The organism is Cupriavidus sp. SHE, assembly GCF_000812445.1.
In the GTDB taxonomy this organism is placed as follows: Bacteria; Pseudomonadota; Gammaproteobacteria; order Burkholderiales; family Burkholderiaceae; genus Cupriavidus; species Cupriavidus metallidurans.
This window is the reverse complement of sequence record NZ_JWMB01000064.1, coordinates 1-17961: the sequence shown is the minus strand read 5'-3', so window position 1 is coordinate 17961 and position 17961 is coordinate 1. Positions and strand designations below refer to the sequence as shown.

Sequence of the window (17961 nt, the reverse complement as noted above, 5' to 3'; positions counted from 1 at the left end):
CGAGCGTTGACCGGACACGGTCTGTCCGGCGCGCGTTCGCCTCGGATCGACGATTCCGCTGCCGCGCACTAAGCGCGGTGCCCCACAGAGGAGACATTCATGCTGATCGATCTGCACGCCCACGCACCGCATCCGGGTTACTACAACCAACACCCCCACTGGGGGCCGTTCTTCGAGCAGTACCCCGACGGCGACGTCAAGCTGCGCGTGGGCGACTGGATCCTGACGCTGGGCTCGCCTGAGCGAAAGGCCGCGGTGCGCTCGGGCAAGGGGCTGAAGCTCGACGAGTACTTTGCACGCTGGGCCGACCCCAAGGTGCGTCTCGCGGGCATGGATGCCGCCGGACAGAACGCACAGGTGGTGTCAGTGCCGTCGCATTGCTACATGTACTGGACCGAGCCGGAGTTTTCGGTGCCTTACGCGCGCAAGGTCAACGACACGCTGGCCGAGTACTGCTCGGCAGCACCCGATCGCCTGATGTATTGGGCCCATGCACCGCTGAACGTGCCGCAGGAGGCCGCAAAGGAACTTCGTCGCGCATGCGGCGAGCTGGGCGCAAAGGGCCTGGTTGCGGGCGGCGCCAACTTTGGAGGGCTGGAATTCGACTCGCCTGAGCTGGACCCGGTCTGGGAAGCGCTTTGCGACCTTGATCTCCCTATGTTCATCCACGGCTATAACCAGTCGGTGACATGGGGCGACAAAGCCAACACCGACCGCTACGAGACCACCGCCATCGTAGGCATGCAGTACGACGAGACGCGCTGTTTCTGGAACCTGGTCTGCGGTGGCGTGTTCGACCGCTTCCCCAACCTCAAGGTCTACATTACCCACGGCGGCGGTTACGTGCCTTACCAGCTTGGTCGCCTGGCGCAATGCAATACCAATCTCGATTTCGTCCACAACAAGAAGCCAGTGCTCGAGTACCTGAAGAACTTCTACTTCGATGTGGAGCTACACGAGATTCCGATGCGCCAGGCGCTGGTCGATATCATCGGCGCAGACCGTATCGTCTACGGTAGCAATTTCGGCGGCAGCGATGCAGTGCGTCACGACCTGACCGACGGCTTGCGGCTTTCGGACGATGACCTGCAGAAGATCCGCTGGCAGAATGCCTGCAAGCTGCTGCACCTGGACCCGGCGAAGCTGGGCTCGCCATCCAGCCAACTGGTGAGCGCATGAAGATCGCCCGCTGCACCGATGGCGGTGCCCCGTTCTGGGCAGTGGTGGATACGTCGCGCAGCGAAGTCACGCCGATCTCCGGCGCCTTTTCCGAGTGGGCGCCCGCGCTGACCCGCGGCGCGGGCGCCGCGGCGCTGAAGCTGGCCGATGCGCCGCGGCCGCTTGATGGCGTCCGCTTGCTGCCGCCCATCGAAAAGACCAACCGCGTGGTGGTGGCCGGTGCCAACTATGCCAAGCATCTTCAGTCCGATTTCGGCCTGAAGAGCCATAGCCAGCCGGTCGCCTTCCTCAAGGCCTACGGCGCGTTGATCGGCGCTGGCGATCCGATCCGCTATCCGCCGCTGACCGCCGAGTTGGACCACGAGGTCGAACTGGTGGCGGTGATCGGTGCGGAGCGGGTCGACCGCGACGATCCGCTTTCCAGTGTACTGGGTTACACGGTCGGCAATGACGTCAGCGCCCGGGACCTGCAGCGCAGTGGCCCGCCAGGGGTTGGCATGGACCTGTTCGGCGCCAAGAGCCAGGACCGTACCACGGGACTGGGCCCCTGGATCGTCACGCGGGATGAGTTTCCGGCGGGCAGCCCCAGCCTGCGGCTTACGCTCAAGGTCAACGGCGAAACGCGCCAGGATGCCTCCTCCGGTGAAATGACCTGGAATGTTGCCGAGTTGGTGCGCTTTGTCGACGAGCGTTCGTCGTTCGACTGTGGCGACGTGCTCTATACCGGCTCGCCGGAAGGCACCGGCCAGGGCACGGGGCGCTTCCTGAGACCCGGCGACGTGGTGGAAGCCAGTGTCGAGGGCATCGGCACGCTGCGCAACGTGGTGACCACCGAGCAGCCCGCGTAGCCGACGCTCGTCGGCGATGCCAGAACCGCTGTCAGGGCTTAATGAAGTAGCGGACGTACAGCCGGCCCGCCTCGAAACGGAACAACTCGATGGTTTCGATGGCGCGGCCCGTGCCGACGATGACATTGCGCACGTGGCAGGCGGCTTCGTTGCCATTGACGATCTTGACGACCGGCTCCACGCGGATCTTCGCACGCTGCTGCTCCCACATCTGTTCCAGCACCGACCAGCCGTCTTGCGGCGCGCGGCCAACATATTCAATCGAAAGACCTTCCGGCGCAACGCGCCGGTAGTCCTCCAGGAAGGCCTGCTTGTCGCCCTGGTTCCAGTGTTCGGTCTGGTGGTTCAGGAAGGTTTCGATACGTTCGGTGTCGATCATGCTTAAGCTCCGAGGAAGGCGGGACAGGGCCGGCCCGCAGCGGGTGTGCGCGCCGGGATTGGACTGTGCAGGTCAGATGTCGGTGCCGCGCACATTGCGGGCGGTGCCGTTGCGGCGGTCGGATTCGCCCCAGCCTACCCAGCGGTCGGGCTCGCGGGTATCGCCGACGCGCCGCCAGCGGCCTTCCTGCTGGGCGGTGATCGGAAAGCCGCCGACGAAGTCGGTCATCTCGCCCTTGGGGCAAGGCAGGTATTCCCATTCTTCGTGGCCGTCTAGCACGATGCGCGCGCTCTCAACGAAGTAGCTGCCGTCCTTGTGCCGCACGCTGCCTTCGATATCGGTGGTGGTGCGGATCTCGCCCTTGTCGTTCTGAAAAATGGCGTAACCGAGGTTGTCATGGCCGACCATGAAAGAGCCCAGATCCCAGCTGCCGTCCTTGTAGACCGTGGCGAACGTCCACCAGATTACATGCATCTTGTTGTTGACGACGAGGTCCTTCTTGAAATGGATGGCGCCGCCTTCGGCCATATAAGCTTGGTCGAATGCCATCAGACCCCTGACCTCGCGCCCCTCGCAGATGCCGGCAATATCGTATACCTGCGAGACATAGAACGTGCCCCAGTTCACACCGGGGAGGTACCACTGCATGCCCTGGCCCAGCAAGCGCCCGCTGAATTCGAACAGGCCTTCTTCCTTCCATGTCAGACCCTCACCCGATGCCGTCAGCAACCATGGATTGCCTGGCTCGCCGTCCAGGCTGGACCAGCAGGCCGTGTCGCCTTCCAGCCAGCGCCTGGGGAACAGTGTCATGGCCTGCGCCTTGATGCGCGACTGGTCGATGCGCAGGTGTTCTCCGTCAACGCGCGTGGACTGGTAGATGAACCGGGTCGGATTCGGCGTGCTGCCTGGCTCGTTGACGGCACGCACGAAGGCGTAGATCTCGCCTTCATCATCGCGCACGCAGCCAAAGGGCATGCCCTTGGTCAGCCTGAGGCCGAAGAAGCCGCGCAGCTCGTGCATGGCGCGGCCGCTGACCTTGTGGGGGCCGACCAGCACTTGGTACGCGAAGTCGCCACGCTCGGGGACGGTCTTGAAGTTCTTCATGATGTTCGGTAGTAAAAACAACGTGATAGTGACGACGGAGCCGCGCGATGCGCCGCTTCACCTATGACGGTCAGTCCCAAATTACGGGTACCGACTTCGCACCCCGCAGTTGGGCGCCGGCAATCTGCGGGGCAGGCTTGTCGGGGTCCAAGCGTATATTTGGAAAGAGATCGAGGATCGCGTTGATCGCGCATTGCAGTTCCACCTTGGCGACAAACTGGCCAATGCACATATGGGTGCCGAAGCCGAAGCCGAACGAAGGTTTCGGCTTGCGGTCGATATCGAAGACATCGGCGTTCTCGAACGCCTCTTCGTCGCGGTTGGCGGATATCACCATGCACTGCACTAGCGCGCCCTTGGCCACTTTGACGCCGCCGATCTCGACATCACGCGACGCTTGCCGCACCTTGAAGGTGGCCACCGGCTCGTAGCGAACTGCTTCGTCGATCAGCTTCGGGATCAGGCTGCGATCATTTCGTACGCGCTCGACCAGAGTGGGTCGCTCGAGCAGCAGCGTCATGACCGAGCTGAAGGTGCGCGTGGTGGTCTCGCCGGCCGCAGGTAGCAGCGAGCGCACGAAGGTGGTGACCTCATGGTCGTCAAGCTGGTGACCTTCGTACTCAGCGCGCATCAGGCGGCTGATCAGGTCATCGCCTTGCGCACCTTCTGCGCGGCGCTGAACGACCGCTTCCTTTACAGCGTCATAGAGACTCTTCACCGCAGCCGCAGCGATCGGTCCGTAGATCTTGATTTTCTCCGGATCTATCTGGTTGCCCGCGACCATCGCCAGCGCCCAGGTGGCGTACTGGTTGAACCTGGCCGGATCGTCGCTGGGGAAGCCCATCAGCGCGTACATCTCGCGAATCGGGAAGTAAAGGCCGAAGTCCATCAGTTCGGCGCGCTTCGCCGGCACCATAGGCTCGAGGAAGTCCTGGCGGATCACGCGGTCAATCTCGGGCCGCCATCGGTTCACTGTTTCCGGCATGAACACGGGTTGCAGCAGGTTGCGCGCCCTCCGGTGCGCGTCGCCATCCATCGCCAGCACGATCAGTCCATCGAAGAAAGCGCCAAGGCCCTCCGCAATGAAGCCGTTGGTGAAGGTGGTGGCGTCGCGCATTACCGCCATCACGTCCTTGTACTTGAACAAGGTGATCGCGCACTTTGCTGCCTTGGCGCCGGCGTTGGTCGGCACGCCCAGGTGGGTGGCGACGAAGTCGCCCTCCATCACGGGGTTCTTCTGCCGCATCTCGCGGCACAGCGCTTGGATGTCCAGGTCGGGACCGCGAAAGGTGTCCGAGACTGCGTGGTAAGCGGCCTCGAGATCAAGTTCCGGAATAGCGGTTTGTGTTGCCAGTGGTGCGTTCATGGGTCTCCTTCCAGTGTCCTGCCTTGCGCACGATGGCGTCAGGCTGTGTTGTGTTCTGTACTGGGCAGCTTAGCGACGCAGCGCGAGGAAGTCCGGCATTCCTGTTTGACGCGGTGTCAAACCATTGGCTGTCATTCTCGTGCCATCAGGGCAAGCTGCCATGGCAGATATTAGACAGTTACGTCGATAGTGTGTAATATTTTCGGCAACAACCGGGCATTCTCTTCCCTTGCCCTGATTGCATCGGGAGCGCTCCGGCATCTCCGCAGCCGACAACCAGACAGGCAGCGCATGGATCAGAACGTCTCCGACCTCTACACGGTGACGGACGGCGGGCTCGTCCGCCGGCCGCGCATGCCGGCACCGCATCTCACCATCGATGCGCATATCTGTGCGCCAGCGCTGGAGGTCAGCGTGCGGACCCTGACGCTGGAGGATCCGCTCGATGCGATGTTCCGCCCTTCGATGTGCTATCTCGATCAGTGCTTGGACGAGCGCAGCGCACTGGATCGCGGTACCTTTGTCGGGAATGGCGGCTACATGGATTTCGCTCCGCTGGGCGACAGCGTACTGGTGCCCGCCGGCCAGACCTTCCATGTCCGCTGCGGGCCCATCCGCCGCCGGGTGGTGTGCTGCATGTTCGAAGCCGAATGGCTCGACGGCCTCCGCGACTGGCAGTGGGGCGCGGCCGAACTGGACGTGTGCCGCGATTTGCGCCTGCCGGCAGTGCGCGACACCATGCTGCTGCTTGCGCGCGAGGCCTTGGAGCCGAGTTTTGGTAGCGAGTGCCTGGCGGAATCGCTGGTGCATGCCATGCTGGTCCACGTCGCCCGTCGCTTCCGGTCTTTCCAGACCGCACGCAAAGGCGCGGGCGCGAAGCTCGCCCCCTGGCAGTTGCGGCTGATTCGCGAGCGGGTCGAGGCGGCCAGCGGCCCGTCTCCGGGCATCACCGAACTGGCCGCGGCGTGTCGGATCAGTCCACGGCATCTTGCTCGGGTGTTCAAGCAGAGCACCGGCACCACGCTGGGGGCATTCATTGCCGACGCGCGCATCCGCCAGGCCAAGTCGCTGCTGTCGCGCCGCGACGTGCTGATCAAGGCTGTGGCGTTCGAGTGCGGCTTCCAGAGCGCTGCTGCCTTTGGCGCGGCGTTCCGCAAGACCACTGGCCGCACGCCGCGCGAGTACCGTATCGACGCCATCGGCCTGCGCGTCGGGCCGTCAGATAGCGCTGTGCGTGTGCGAAGTCCGTCTGGCGATAGTTTGACTGGATAGAACAACAACTACGGCTTCTGTTCATCGACGGGTCTCAATAGCATTCCTGCATGCACCAACCAACAGGTGCAGCGGCCCGAGGCGGTCCGCGAACTCAACCTGGGAGACCCTATGTCAGACCTGTATTCCCGCCTTCTGGAAGAACCCACGGCGCTGATCGGCGCGTGCTACGACGACGCCTTCCACTTCACCGCTGAACAGATCGAAAACATTCAGCTCAGCGGCGCGCGCAAGCGATTTGCCGAGATGCGCAAGAAGATCCCGGTACTCGACCGGCTCGCCACCGAGCAGGGTATCGGCGAGATCGCCAGCATTGCCGACGTGGCGCCGCTGCTGTTTGCACATACCGTATACAAGTCTTACCCGATGTCCTATCTGGAGCGTAGCCAGTTCAACAAGCTGACGCGCTGGCTTAACGGCCTCACGACGCAGGACCTGAGCGAGGTCGATGCAAGCGGTGTCACGCTGATCGACGAATGGATGGACCTGTTGGACGCCCAGACCGAGCTGCGCGTATTCCATACCTCGGGCACCACCGGCAAGCTGTCCTTTCTGCCTCGCACCGACCGGGAATGGCGGCAGAACATCGAGCTGTCAGCGAGCCGCATTCGCGACTGGCGCGGCCCGGGCAGCGGCCCCGACATGATGAAGAACAGGCGCCCCCTGATCGCTCCAACCTACCGAAAAGGGGCGAGCGCCGCGGCCCGGGGCAGCGGCTACCAAGTGGAGATGTATGCCGGTGGCGAAGAGAACGCGCTGTTCATGTATCCCGATTCGCGCTTCTCCGCCGATGTGGCGTCGCTCTCCGGGCGGCTTGCCGCTGCCGAAGCACAGGGTGAGCTCGGCTCGCTGCAGATCTCGCCGGCGCTGATGGCCAAACGTGAAGAACTGGTGCGTGTGGAGCGCGAGCGCCCCGAGCAGTTGCGCAAGTTCTTTGCTGAGGCCATCCGCCGGTTTGGCGGCAAGGATGTCTATATCGGGGCGGTTTGGACCATTCTGTACGACACCGCGGCAGTGGGGCTTTCGCACGGCGCGCGCCAGGTGTTCGGCCCCGCCAGCGTGCTGCACACCGGCGGTGGCAAGAAGGGCAAGAACATGCCTGACAACTGGCGCGAGCAGTTGGTGGAGTTCCTCGGCTTCAACAACTTCTATGAGTTCTACGGGTGCAGCGAGCAGATGGGCTTTTGCATGCGCTGCGAGGAAGGGCACTACCACGTGCCGCCGACCACCATTCCGTTCCTGCTCGATCCCTCAAACGGACGGCCGCTGCCACGGAAGGATGGCCTGACCGGGCGCTTCGCCTCGCTGGACCTATTGCCCAGCACGTACTGGGCCGGCCTGGTGACCGGGGATGAGATCACCATGCACGGTCTCGAGACGCCATGCAAATGCGGCCGCACGGGTGCCTACCTGCTGCCCGATATCCGCCGCTACAGCGAAAAGGAGGGCGGCGACGACAAGGTGATCTGCGCGGGCGCGCCTGCCGCGCACGACCACGCGCTGGACTTTCTCAACGAACTGTCAGAGTGAGACATCCATGAGCACACCCTACGGAGTCCCGCTGATCATCCGCGGCAAGATCATCGAAGGCGACGAACTCACCTTCGGCGGCCGTCGCGGTGGAGTATCGTTCACCGCACCGGACGTCAGCAAGTACGCGTCAGAACTTGCGCTACGCGCGCCGTCGATGATGTCGGACCTCTACACACTCAGCCTCGACCAGATCGTCGAGTACCTGGTCGAGCTGGGGCAGCGCCTGGTTTTCTCCGACAACAAGCACCTGCAGCAGGCGTTCGAGCTGTCGTGCGCAACGTCCGGCCTGTCGGAAAGCATCCTGCGCTTTCACTACAGCCGCGCGCCGCGCCTGTTCGAGCGCCAGGAGCTCCACAACATCGTGGCCCGTTCGGTGGGGGCGGATTACCTTGAGGGCTGGGTCGAGCAGCCGGGCAGCCTGATTCCGGGCGTGACCGCCCGAACGCGCGCGTTCGGCGCTCGCTGTGTCCACGTGATTGCCGGCAATGCGCCGGTGGTCGCCGTCCTGACGGTGATCCGCAACGCCCTGACGCGTTCGGACGCGATCATCAAGGCGCCCTCGAACGATCCGCTGACCTCCATGGCGATCGCACGAACAATGATCGATATGGCGCCCGACCACCCGCTGACGCGCCACCTGAGCGTCGCTTACTGGAAGGGCGGTGATGAGCAGGTGGAGCAGCGGATCTACGACCCGCGCAAGGTCGAGAAACTGATTGCCTGGGGCGGCTTTGACTCGGTCAAGCACATCACCAGATACCTGCAGCCAGGGCTGGATCTGATTACGCTCGACCCCAAGCTCAGCGGCACCATCATTGGCCGCGAGGCCTTCGACGACGAGGCCACGCTGGTCAGTGTGGCGCGCAGGCTGGCGCTGGATGTCGGCGCGCAGAACCAGGAAGCCTGTGTCAGCGCTCGCGTGGTCTACGTGCAGTCCGGCACCGACGCAGCCGGGCTGGCACGCTGCGAGCAGCTTGCCCGGCTAGCCTTCGAGGCGCTCCAGGAGCTGCCCGCCACATTGTCGACGCCGCACAAGGCATTCGATCCGGCGCTGAAGGAGGAGATCGATGGCGTCAAACTGGTCGAGGAGGACTACACGGTCTTCGGCGGCAGGAGCAACGAGGGCGCGATGATCGTATCGCGCGACGGCACGCCGGTAAGCTTCTCGCAGTTGCTTGGCTGCCGGGTGGGGAACCTGGTGCCGGTCGACGACATCGACATGGCGATCCGCTCGGTCAATGCCTATACGCAGACCATCGGCATTTTCCCGGAATCACTGAAGGTGGCAATGCGCGACAAGCTAGCCTTTCAAGGCGCGCAGCGGCTGGTTTCGCTGGGCGCTGCCGCGACGCTGCAGCACAACCTGGACCGCCAAGATGCCATCGAGCCGATCCGGCGCATGGTTAAGTGGGTGACCGAGGAAACGGGTGAAGCCCGCCTGATCGAATCACTTGCCGGATGAGGGCCGCGGGACGTCGCCAGCCGTATGCGTCCCACAGCCCCCGGGGAGCCAGGAACAACCAAAAGAGGACAGAGAGCATGAATCCAATCGAAGGAAAGGTCGTCATGATCACGGGCGCCAGCAGTGGCATCGGCGAAGCCGTTGCACGTCAACTCGCCAAGCAGGGCGCCCGGCTGGTGCTGGCCGCGCGTCGCGTCGACCGGCTCGCCCAGCTCGCGCAGGAGCTGGGTGACAACGTGCTGTGGGCCGCCACAGACGTGACCAGGGTGGAAGAACTGCAGGCGCTGGCGGTGTCGGGCCGTGAACGCTTCGGCCGCATCGACGTGCTGGTCAACAACGCTGGCATCATGCCGGTCTCGATGATCGCGCAAGGTCTGGTCGAAGACTGGAACCGCATGATCGACGTCAACATCAAGGGCGTGCTGTATGGCATCCATGCCGTGCTGGGCGACATGCTCGCGCAGGGCCATGGGCATGTCATTAACGTTTCGTCGGTGGCCGGTCTGTCGGTCGGCCCCGGCGGCACGGTGTACTCGGGCACGAAGTTCGCCGTACGCGCGATCAGCGACGGGTTGCGGCAGGAGTGCGTGGGCAAGATCCGGGTGACGTCGATCTGTCCGGGGCTGGTCACCAGCGAACTGGTCGAGAGCATTACCGTGCCTGCGTTCAAGGAGCGCTCCCGGCAGCTGTACGAGGGGGCGATGTCGGCCGACGTGATTGCCGATGCGGTGATCTATGCAATCTCCCAGCCGGCCCATGTTGCCGTCAACGAGATCGTCGTACGGCCGCTGACGCAGGGCTTCTGAACGGGCCTCGTTTCAATCAATTGATCCGACCATGAATCGTACCAGTCCCGGCGCCGGCGCGGCCGCATTGCCGTCGAAGAAGCGCGCCACAATCGCGCGGCTACTGAAGGAAGCGCGGCAAGCGTTCTCGGTCAAGGGGCTGGCGGGGGCGCGCGTGGACGACATCGCGCGCGCGGCCGGTGTGACCAAGCAGCTGGTCTATCATTACTTCAGCAGCAAGGAACAGCTCTTTGCGAGTGTCCTCGACGAGTCCGCCGAGGGGGTACTAGCCGACTTGCTCGCGCTGGATCTTGATCATCTGCAGCCCACTGCTGCGTTGCGATCGTTCCTGGAATATGCGTTCGATCAGTACCGGACCGACCCGACACTTGGCTTGCTGGCGCAGGAAGGGCTGCGTTATCACGAGCAGAACACGGACGAATGCCGGCGATTTCCTGACAAGGCGCCCGCGCTGGTCGCCCAGGTCGAGCGGATCCTGCGCCGTGGCGAGCAAAGCGGGGAGTTCCGCGCGGGCACCGACGCGCGGCTCTTCTACGCTGCGTCTGCGTTGCTGACGACCGGCGGATTCACCAATCGCTATACCGTTTCCGCCGTGTCCGGCTTCGATAGCACTTCGCCCGAGGGAATCGCCGTGTGGCGGCGCTTTTCAGTCGAGTTCGTGCTGGCCGCAGTGCTGTCGGGCGAGCGCCCGGTGCTGGCACGGCCTGCGCAGTGAGCGCTTGCGTGCTGACGCCGAGGCCCGCCGGCGCCTCGGTCAGGCGGCGTGATCGGGTGTGAGAGCGTGCACAGAGCGATTCATCTCCGCTTGGTCGTCGGTGATCGTCTTCGCCAGGAAGCGCTGCACCCTTTGTGCGGCAATCCGCCCGGGCATGCCATTGACGCCGCCGCCGGGGTGGATCCCGGCGCCGCCGAGGTACAGCCCGGCTACCGGAAGCGTCTTGCCGCCCAGGCCATAGGCTGGCCTCAAGGTGCTGGAGCGCATGGATGTGGTGTCGATATGCACCACGCAGCCGTTGACCGTGTTCAGACGGCGCGTGAAATCCGGCGCGGCCTCCATGCGGGTCGCAATCTCCTGCGTCCGCAGGCCGTCAACATACTCGCTGGCTTGGTCGATGACCTGCTGCGTCACGCGCTCGCGTATGGCGTCCCACCCTTCGCGTGGCGCTACCGGCATGGCGGGCGGATACAGATACACGGTGTCTTGTCCCGGTGGCGCCTGTGATGGATCCACCGCGCTGGGTGCAGTGATGGTGAGGTAGGGCAGCGTTGGCACTTCTCCACGCGCGGAAGACGCAAAATTCTCGAGCACCGCCTCGGCGGTGCCAATCAGCAGGCAGGTCTTACGCAGGTCGAGGCCGTCGCCACGCTGGTCTTCAAAGCGCTTGAGTGAGATCTGGCCACTGAGCGCCATGTCGACCTTCACCGGCGACGCGCCGTGTGCGTTGGCCGGCGCGTGGGCAATACGCGTGAGCAAGCGCGGCTCGATCTGGCCAGGTGTGACCAGCTCAAGCGTCACCTTCGGATGGCAACTGCCGATCACTGCGCGCGCGCCGAACTCCCGGCCATCGGCGAGCCGCACGCCCCGCACGCGGCCGCGGCTGGCAAGGATCTCGCTGACTTTGGCCGAGGTCACGACGTCGCCGCCGAGTTCGCTCAGGCGGGATGCCATGGCGTTGGAAAGGCTCTGCATGCCACCAACCACGCGGCCCACGCCGAAACGATGCAGGAAGCCAAGCAGCGCGTAGTAGATGCCGCTGCCGTCGCTGGTGATCGAGCCAGCCAGCCCGGTCAGACAGCACATTGCGGAAATCGTTATGGGATGCTCGAATCGCTCAATAGCGGCCTGGTACGCCGAGCCCGTCAGCAGCGCCATCAGTTCCGGCTTGAGCCTGCGATTGCGCAGGGCCGCACGGAACGCCGTGAATTTGGCGCCAAGATTGAACTCCGTGGGGTCCACGCGCATCATTGGTACCGCCATGTCGATGAAGGCATTGACGACCTTCATGAAAGCAAGGAACGCCTCGGCGTCGCGCTCGCTGTAGCGGCGGATCTCGGCGGCAGTCTTCTCGGGGTCGCGCCAGAACACCAGGGAGGTACCGTCCGGATGCAGGTACACATAGCCCGGTGACAGTTCAATTTGCCGGAAGCCATGGCGTTGCAGTTCAAGCTCCAGCGGCACACGGGGATGCACGCGCATCGACATCATGTCCAGCGCGCAGGGATGCACTAGATGCTCCGGCGCACCAGGCAGCAGATAGCCCGAAGATGCCATGCCGCCAACCTTTTCCAGCGCTTCCAGTACCAGCACCTTCCTGCCGGCCGCAGCCAGATAACACGCGGCGGACAGGCCGTTGTGGCCGCCTCCGACAATCACCACATCATAATTTTGGCTAGCTGTCATGGCTGTCTCGATCCTGGGTTGTCACCGGTAACCGGGCCTGGCGCGATCGCCATCCGGGTCTCCGACCGGGTTGCGCCTCAGGGACGCCCCGTCTTGTCTTGAATGGATAAGTAGATCAGAATTAAGAAAAATGTTCAATAAAGTTGGCTTGACTATGAGTCAGCGTGCCGTGGCGATTCTGATGAATCCCCGCTTCAGCTACCGGCGCGGCTAACCTCGAATTCCACTGGAGACTGTGATGACAAACGCGAAAGCGACTTCCCTTGAAAGCGCCTTTGCTGGCGTGGCAAACAATTACCGCGGCGCGGATGTAGATCTGCACGCGGTGTATCGCGACATGCGGAGGAACACGCCGGTACTGGAGAGCGATTTTATGGCAACGCTCGGTGTGCCAACCATTGCGGGACTCGATCCGAACCGCCCGACGTTCACCCTGTTCAGGTACCAGGATGTAATGACCGTATTGCGCGATGCGGCCAATTTCACCAGCGGGTTTATTGCCGAGGGCCTGGGCGCGTTCTTCGATGGCCTCATCCTGACCGGCATGGATGGGGAAGCGCACCGGCGGGCACGTGCGCTGCTGCAACCGGTGTTCATGCCGGACGTGGTCAACCGCTGGCGCGAATCGAAGATGGAGCCCATCGTGCGCAATGAGTACATCGGTCCGATGGCCGCCGCCGGGCAGGCTGATCTGATGGACTTCGGCCTGCATTTCCCTATCCGCCTGATTTACTCGCTGATGGGCTTCCCCGACGACCGGCCCGAGCAGATTGAACAATACGCCGCTTGGGCCCTGGCGATCCTGGCGGGGCCGCAGGTGGACGCAGAGCGCGCCGCGCTGGCCCGCAAGGCCGCGATGGAAGCGGCTCAGGCGCTCTATGACGCAGTCAAGGTAGAGGTGGTCCAGGTGCGCAAGGCCGGTGCGCAGGGCGAAGACCTGATCAGCCGCTTGATCCGCGCTGAGTATGAGGGGCGCGGGCTGGACGATCATGAGGTCACGACTTTTGTCCGCTCCCTGCTGCCGGCGGCGGGAGAAACCACCACGCGCACGTTCGGTTCGTTGATGGCGCTGTTGCTTGAGCGACCGGCGCTGCTTGAAAGGGTACGCGCGGACCGCAGCCTGGTGCCTAGGGCCATCGATGAAGCCGTGCGCTTCGAGCCTGTGGCGACATTCAAGGTCCGCCAGGCCGCAAAGGATGTCGAGATCGGCGGGGTGCGCATTCCGATGGGGGCGATGGTCCAGTGCATCGTATCTTCGGCGAACCGAGACGAGGAAGCCTTCGAGAACAGCGAGACCTTCGATATCGACCGGCGGCCCAAGCCCTCGTTCGGCTTTGGCTTTGGCGCGCACATGTGCATCGGCCAGTTCATCGCCAAGGTCGAGCTGCAGGTCGCGCTCAATGCCATCCTGGACCTGCTACCCAACCTGCGGCTGGATCCGTCAAAGCCGGCGCCCGAGATTGTCGGTGCGCAACTGCGCGGGCCGCACTCGGTGCCTGTGATTTGGGGCTGAGAGAGGTGTGAGGGGGCGATACAGCCCCGCGGAGCGTTGCATCCCCGGGGAACGGGGATGCGCGTGGTTCATATCTGTGAGGGCGGTAGGTGAACCACCAGGCCGTCCAGCTCGGCGGTCATGGTCAGCATGCAGGACAACCTGCTGTTGGACCGCCTCGGTTCAGCGGTGCTGTCAAGCATGGCATCTTCCATGTCGTCGAGCGGCGGTAGCTTCGACAGCCACGGCTCCTCGACGAAGACATGGCAGGTGCAGCACTGACAGGCACCGCCACAGTCGCCGTTGATACCGGTGACGCCACGTTCCAAGGCGGTTTGCATGACAGTAACGCCGCTGGCGACTTCCACATCGGTCCGTGCGCCGTCGTGGGCAATGTACGACAACATGGGCATAGTAGGTTTCCTTGTTTGTTGGAATTCAGCGGGGATTGCGACAAGGATCACAGCGAGCGGCTGATGATCTCCTTCATGATTTCCGAGGTGCCGCCATAGATGCGTGATACGCGTGCATCCACCCATGAGCGGCCGATCATGTATTCGCTCATAAAGCCGTAGCCGCCGTGCAGCTGCAGAAGCTCATCCAGCAGCTTGCCCTGGAGCTCAGAGCCCATCAGCTTGCACATTGCGCCGGTCTCGGCCGTCAGTTCGCCGCGCATGGCCCTACCCAGACACTCGTCGACGAATGCGCGCAGCATGGTAGCGTTGGCTTTCACCTCGGCCAGCTTGAAGCGCGTGTTCTGGAATTCGAACACCGGCTTGCCGAATACGACGCGCTCGCGGGTGTAGCGGATCGTCTCGCCAAGAAGCGCCTCGACCGAGGCTGCGGCGCGTATGCCAATAATGGTCCGCTCCCAGGCGAGTTGGTGCGTGAGGTAGCGGAAGCCCTGGTTCTCCTCGCCCAGGCGGTTTGCGACGGGCACGTGCACGTTGTCGAAGAACAGCTCCGAAGTGTCCTGGCCCTTCAGTCCGATTTTCTCCAACAGCCGGCCCTTGGAGAAGCCTTCGCGCTCTTCCTCGACGCAAATCAACGTCAAGTCGCGTGACTGCGGATCCAACTTGGTGGCGGTGACCATCAGGCCGGCATTGCCACCATTGGTGATAAACGTCTTCTGCCCGTTGACGATATAGCCGTCGCCATCGCGCTTCGCAGTGGTGCGCATTGCGCGCAGGTCGCTGCCGATCCCTGGCTCGCTCATTGCGATCACGCCGATCAGCTCGCCTCTGGCCATGCGCGGCAGCCATCGTTGCTTTTGCTCCTCGGTGCCGTAGGCGACGATGTAGGGTGCGACGATCTCAGAGTGGGTGGTGAAGCCGACTGCGGTGGCATTGACGCGTGCCAGTTCCTCGATCATTACGGCGGAGTGACCGAAGTCACCGTCCGAGCCGCCATATGCCTCCGGCACGGTGGTGCAGAGCAGGCCTGCATCGCCGGCCTTGCGCCAAACGTCTTTTGGAACGATACCTGCACGTTCCCAATCGGCAAGGTGCGGCGCAATTTCCTTGTCGATAAAGCGCCGGGCCTGCTCGCGAAAATGCTCGTGGTCTTCCCGGAATACGGTGCGCATGTCAATTTCCAGAATATCGAAGTGATGCGAGTTGCAGGCGCCGCGGCGCCCGCAAACTTGGGCCGGCTTACAGCGCGGTTTGCGCGTCCGCGGCAGCAAACATTCGATTGATGTCACCGGAGGTGACGGGCTTGCTGGGGTCACGCACCGGTGCCGCGCCGCCCATGCCGAGCGCGGGCTCTACGCTGACGTGGGTGGCCTTGGCACGTAGCGCGCCCACTGTGCAGTTCTCGCGGCCGAGAGTGGCGAACGGATCGTACGAGAACTCACGCATTGCGTTCAGGTGTGTGATCTTGTTGATCACGTCGTCTGAAAGATGCCGCGACTGTTCCCAGAAGACATTAGCCGACAGAGGCCAAGTGCAATCCGAGTGCGGGTAGTCGCACTCCCAAGTGACCTTGTCCACGTTGATTGAATCGAGGTTCTTCAGGCCGAATTCGTCTTCGATAAAGCAGGTGATGATGTGCTCGTTGAAGACATCGCTGGGCATCTTTCCGCCGAAGTTCGACATGGTCCACGCGTGATGGTGGCGGTGCGTGAAGTCTGCGCGTTCCAGCAGGTAGGGAATCCAGCCGATGCCGCCTTCGGACAAGGCCATGCGCAGCTTTGGGAACTTCTTCCACATCGGAGCCCAGATCCAGTCGGCGGCCGAGTTGGCGATCGAGATCGGCATCGAGGTGATCCACGCGTCGATGGGCGAATCATCGGAGGCATGGGCCGCCTTGGCGCCGGTGCCGATATGGCAGCAGATCACCACGTCGTTGTCGGCGCAGGCCTTCCACAGCGGATCCCAGTAGTCGCTGTGGATCGACGGATATCCATGCAGCGTGGGATTGTCGGACAGCGCCAGCGCGTGCACGCCCTGGCGGGCCAGCCGTTCGACTTCCGATGCGGCGGCCTGCATGTCCCACCATGGTGTAAGCATGAGCGGAATGAAGCGGCCGGGGGCGGCGTTGCACCAATCGTGCAGGTGCCAGTCGTTGTAGGCCTGGATTGCTGCCAGGGAAACGCCCCGATCGGCGTAGCCCTGGAAGCGCTGGCCGGCGAAGCCAGGGAAGGTCGGGAAGCACAGCGAGCCGAGCACGCCATTGGCGTTCATGTCGTCGACGCGAGCCTGGATGTCCCAGGTGCCACGGCGCATCTGGTCATAGCCCAGCGGCTCCATACCGTACTCCTCCTTGGGTCGCCCGACCACGGAGTTCAGGCCCATATAGCCAGTGGCCTGCTCTTCGAACACCCACACGTCACGGCCCGCCTTTTGCACGACCTTGGGCTCGCGGCCCTTGTACTTTGCCGGCATGTGTCGCGTGAAGGCATTGCGCGGCTCGATTGCGTGGTCGTCTACGCTGACAAGAATGAGGTCTTCCAGTTTCATCGGGTTCCCCGTGGGTATATGGGTGAGGCTGTCCGGCGGATGCCGGCACAGGTCGAATAGTGTTCGAGATATTAGAGAAAGATGTGAACACAATCAACAGATGTGTGTAATTTATGGGGCGCCTGTGTCGATTCTTGAGGGTTAACGATGAGGCCGGCACAAGGCAGCGCACCGCCACGGGCCGTGTGACGACGAGTGGTGGCATGCGGAAGCTTGGGGGGATTTGCCGATGCTGGAGGTGCACCGGCTCTGAAAGAGGAGGGGCTCGCAGCGTGCTCAGCGCGCCGGGGGGATGTGTGGCAGTGCTTGTACTCGTCAGAAGATGACGGTCTCCAGGTGCTGCGCCAGGTCGCGCACCGCATTGCCGAGCGTCTCGACGGCCGCTTCGTCACGGTCGCCCCGGATCATCACCGTCGAGACGGTGAAAGAGATGCCGGTGGACGGATCGCGGACTGGCGCGGCGATGGCGAGTACACCGGTGGCGAAGTAGCCGTCGTCGCTGGCCCAGCCGCGGCGCTTGGCACGGGTGACTTCGCGCATATAGGTTTCGAATGAGAGTGGGCGTGCCCAGCGCAACTGGTCGAACTCGTCGCGCAGCTGCTCGTCGCTCAGACCCAGGCTACCTGCAAACAGCCTGCCGCTTGCGCCCATCAGGATCGGCAGCCGCTGGCCGGCGGGCATGCCGATATGCAGGTCTGTGGGACTGGATTCGGAGCTGACGAGCACCATGCGGTCGATGCCGATGCGGCGCCACAGCGTCACCGTAACGCCGAACCTGGCAGCAAGTTCATGCATCAACGGTGTGGCCAACTGCAGGCGCTGCCCCTGCGTTACCAGATGCTCCACCAGGCGGGTCAGCCCGAGCCCGGCGGAGTACGTTTTCGACAGCGCATTGAAATCCACTACTTCCTCGGCAACCAGGGTGCGGAGGATATTGAAGCAGGTGCTGGGGTTGATGGATAGGTGGCGTGCCACATCGGCGGCGCGTTCAGGCGCACCAGTCTGGGTCAGATGGCGCAGGATCCGAATCGCATTGGAAACCGGCTTGACGATGACGGCGGCGCCAGATGCGGACATGGCGGTAGAGGCGCCATTGGCGCGTGGTGCTTTGGTGACGGAGGTCTTCAGGTTCATGAGTCCGCAATCATCTGGTGATGGC

The 17961-nt window shown here is 63.3% G+C and carries 16 protein-coding genes; 8 read left to right on the top strand and 8 right to left on the bottom strand.

What is annotated here, in order from left to right:
- Window positions 1–99: 99 nt before the first annotated feature.
- Both RN01_RS28275 and RN01_RS28270 read left to right on the top strand, forming a co-directional pair.
- The gene (locus RN01_RS28275) at window positions 100–1179 is read left to right on the top strand and encodes an amidohydrolase family protein (RefSeq protein WP_017511306.1); all 1080 of its coding nucleotides are present in this window, start codon (window positions 100–102) and stop codon (window positions 1177–1179) included.
- Window positions 1176–2027, top strand: coding sequence for a fumarylacetoacetate hydrolase family protein (locus RN01_RS28270; RefSeq protein ID WP_017511307.1), 852 nt, complete (start codon window positions 1176–1178; stop codon window positions 2025–2027). Before RN01_RS28275 ends, RN01_RS28270 begins: the two co-directional genes overlap by 4 nt.
- Window positions 2028–2058: 31 nt before the next feature.
- Here the strand turns inward: RN01_RS28270 and RN01_RS28265 are convergent, their stop codons facing one another.
- From RN01_RS28265 to RN01_RS28255, 3 genes are all read right to left on the bottom strand, one after another.
- Entirely contained in the window at window positions 2059–2406 is a 348-nt protein-coding gene (locus RN01_RS28265; protein ID WP_017511308.1) for a hypothetical protein, read from the bottom strand.
- Between the two features lie 72 nt (window positions 2407–2478).
- Window positions 2479–3510, bottom strand: coding sequence for a hypothetical protein (locus RN01_RS28260; protein WP_024568996.1), 1032 nt, complete (start codon window positions 3508–3510; stop codon window positions 2479–2481).
- Window positions 3511–3580: 70 nt separating this feature from the next.
- Window positions 3581–4876, bottom strand: a complete 1296-nt coding sequence (locus tag RN01_RS28255; protein ID WP_051385268.1) for a cytochrome P450 — start codon at window positions 4874–4876, stop codon at window positions 3581–3583.
- A 291-nt stretch (window positions 4877–5167) separates the two neighbouring features.
- Between RN01_RS28255 and RN01_RS32615 the strand changes: the two genes are divergently transcribed.
- From RN01_RS32615 to RN01_RS28230, 5 genes are all read left to right on the top strand, one after another.
- On the top strand, window positions 5168–6148 hold the full coding sequence (locus tag RN01_RS32615; RefSeq protein WP_017511310.1) for a helix-turn-helix transcriptional regulator: 981 nt from the start codon (window positions 5168–5170) through the stop codon (window positions 6146–6148).
- 111 nt (window positions 6149–6259) lie between these two features.
- Window positions 6260–7678 carry a hypothetical protein gene (locus RN01_RS28245; protein WP_017511311.1) on the top strand — a complete coding sequence of 473 codons (1419 nt, stop codon included), beginning with the start codon at window positions 6260–6262 and terminating at the stop codon, window positions 7676–7678.
- A gap of 7 nt (window positions 7679–7685) precedes the next feature.
- Entirely contained in the window at window positions 7686–9143 is a 1458-nt protein-coding gene (locus RN01_RS28240; RefSeq protein ID WP_017511312.1) for an acyl-CoA reductase, read from the top strand.
- 77 nt (window positions 9144–9220) lie between these two features.
- Window positions 9221–9949 carry an SDR family oxidoreductase gene (locus RN01_RS28235; protein WP_017511313.1) on the top strand — a complete coding sequence of 243 codons (729 nt, stop codon included), beginning with the start codon at window positions 9221–9223 and terminating at the stop codon, window positions 9947–9949.
- A gap of 31 nt (window positions 9950–9980) precedes the next feature.
- Complete coding sequence (locus RN01_RS28230) at window positions 9981–10664, top strand: TetR/AcrR family transcriptional regulator (protein WP_017511314.1); 684 nt, start codon at window positions 9981–9983, stop codon at window positions 10662–10664.
- Between the two features lie 39 nt (window positions 10665–10703).
- Here RN01_RS28230 and RN01_RS28225 read toward each other — a convergent pair whose 3' ends face one another.
- Window positions 10704–12350, bottom strand: a complete 1647-nt coding sequence (locus RN01_RS28225) for an NAD(P)/FAD-dependent oxidoreductase (protein ID WP_017511315.1) — start codon at window positions 12348–12350, stop codon at window positions 10704–10706.
- Window positions 12351–12588: 238 nt separating this feature from the next.
- Between RN01_RS28225 and RN01_RS28220 the strand changes: the two genes are divergently transcribed.
- A complete protein-coding gene (locus tag RN01_RS28220) occupies window positions 12589–13863 on the top strand; it encodes a cytochrome P450 (RefSeq protein ID WP_024568993.1) in 1275 nt (424 codons plus the stop codon).
- Between the two features lie 68 nt (window positions 13864–13931).
- Here the strand turns inward: RN01_RS28220 and RN01_RS28215 are convergent, their stop codons facing one another.
- The 4 genes from RN01_RS28215 to RN01_RS28200 all read right to left on the bottom strand — a co-directional run bounded on the left by RN01_RS28215 (window position 13932) and on the right by RN01_RS28200 (window position 17936).
- Window positions 13932–14255, bottom strand: a complete 324-nt coding sequence (locus tag RN01_RS28215) for a 2Fe-2S iron-sulfur cluster-binding protein (RefSeq protein WP_017513390.1) — start codon at window positions 14253–14255, stop codon at window positions 13932–13934.
- Between the two features lie 47 nt (window positions 14256–14302).
- Window positions 14303–15427 carry an acyl-CoA dehydrogenase family protein gene (locus RN01_RS28210; RefSeq protein ID WP_017513391.1) on the bottom strand — a complete coding sequence of 375 codons (1125 nt, stop codon included), beginning with the start codon at window positions 15425–15427 and terminating at the stop codon, window positions 14303–14305.
- 67 nt (window positions 15428–15494) lie between these two features.
- Window positions 15495–16802 carry an amidohydrolase family protein gene (locus RN01_RS28205; RefSeq protein ID WP_017513392.1) on the bottom strand — a complete coding sequence of 436 codons (1308 nt, stop codon included), beginning with the start codon at window positions 16800–16802 and terminating at the stop codon, window positions 15495–15497.
- Between the two features lie 315 nt (window positions 16803–17117).
- Entirely contained in the window at window positions 17118–17936 is an 819-nt protein-coding gene (locus tag RN01_RS28200) for an IclR family transcriptional regulator (RefSeq protein ID WP_017513393.1), read from the bottom strand.
- Window positions 17937–17961: the final 25 nt, after the last annotated feature.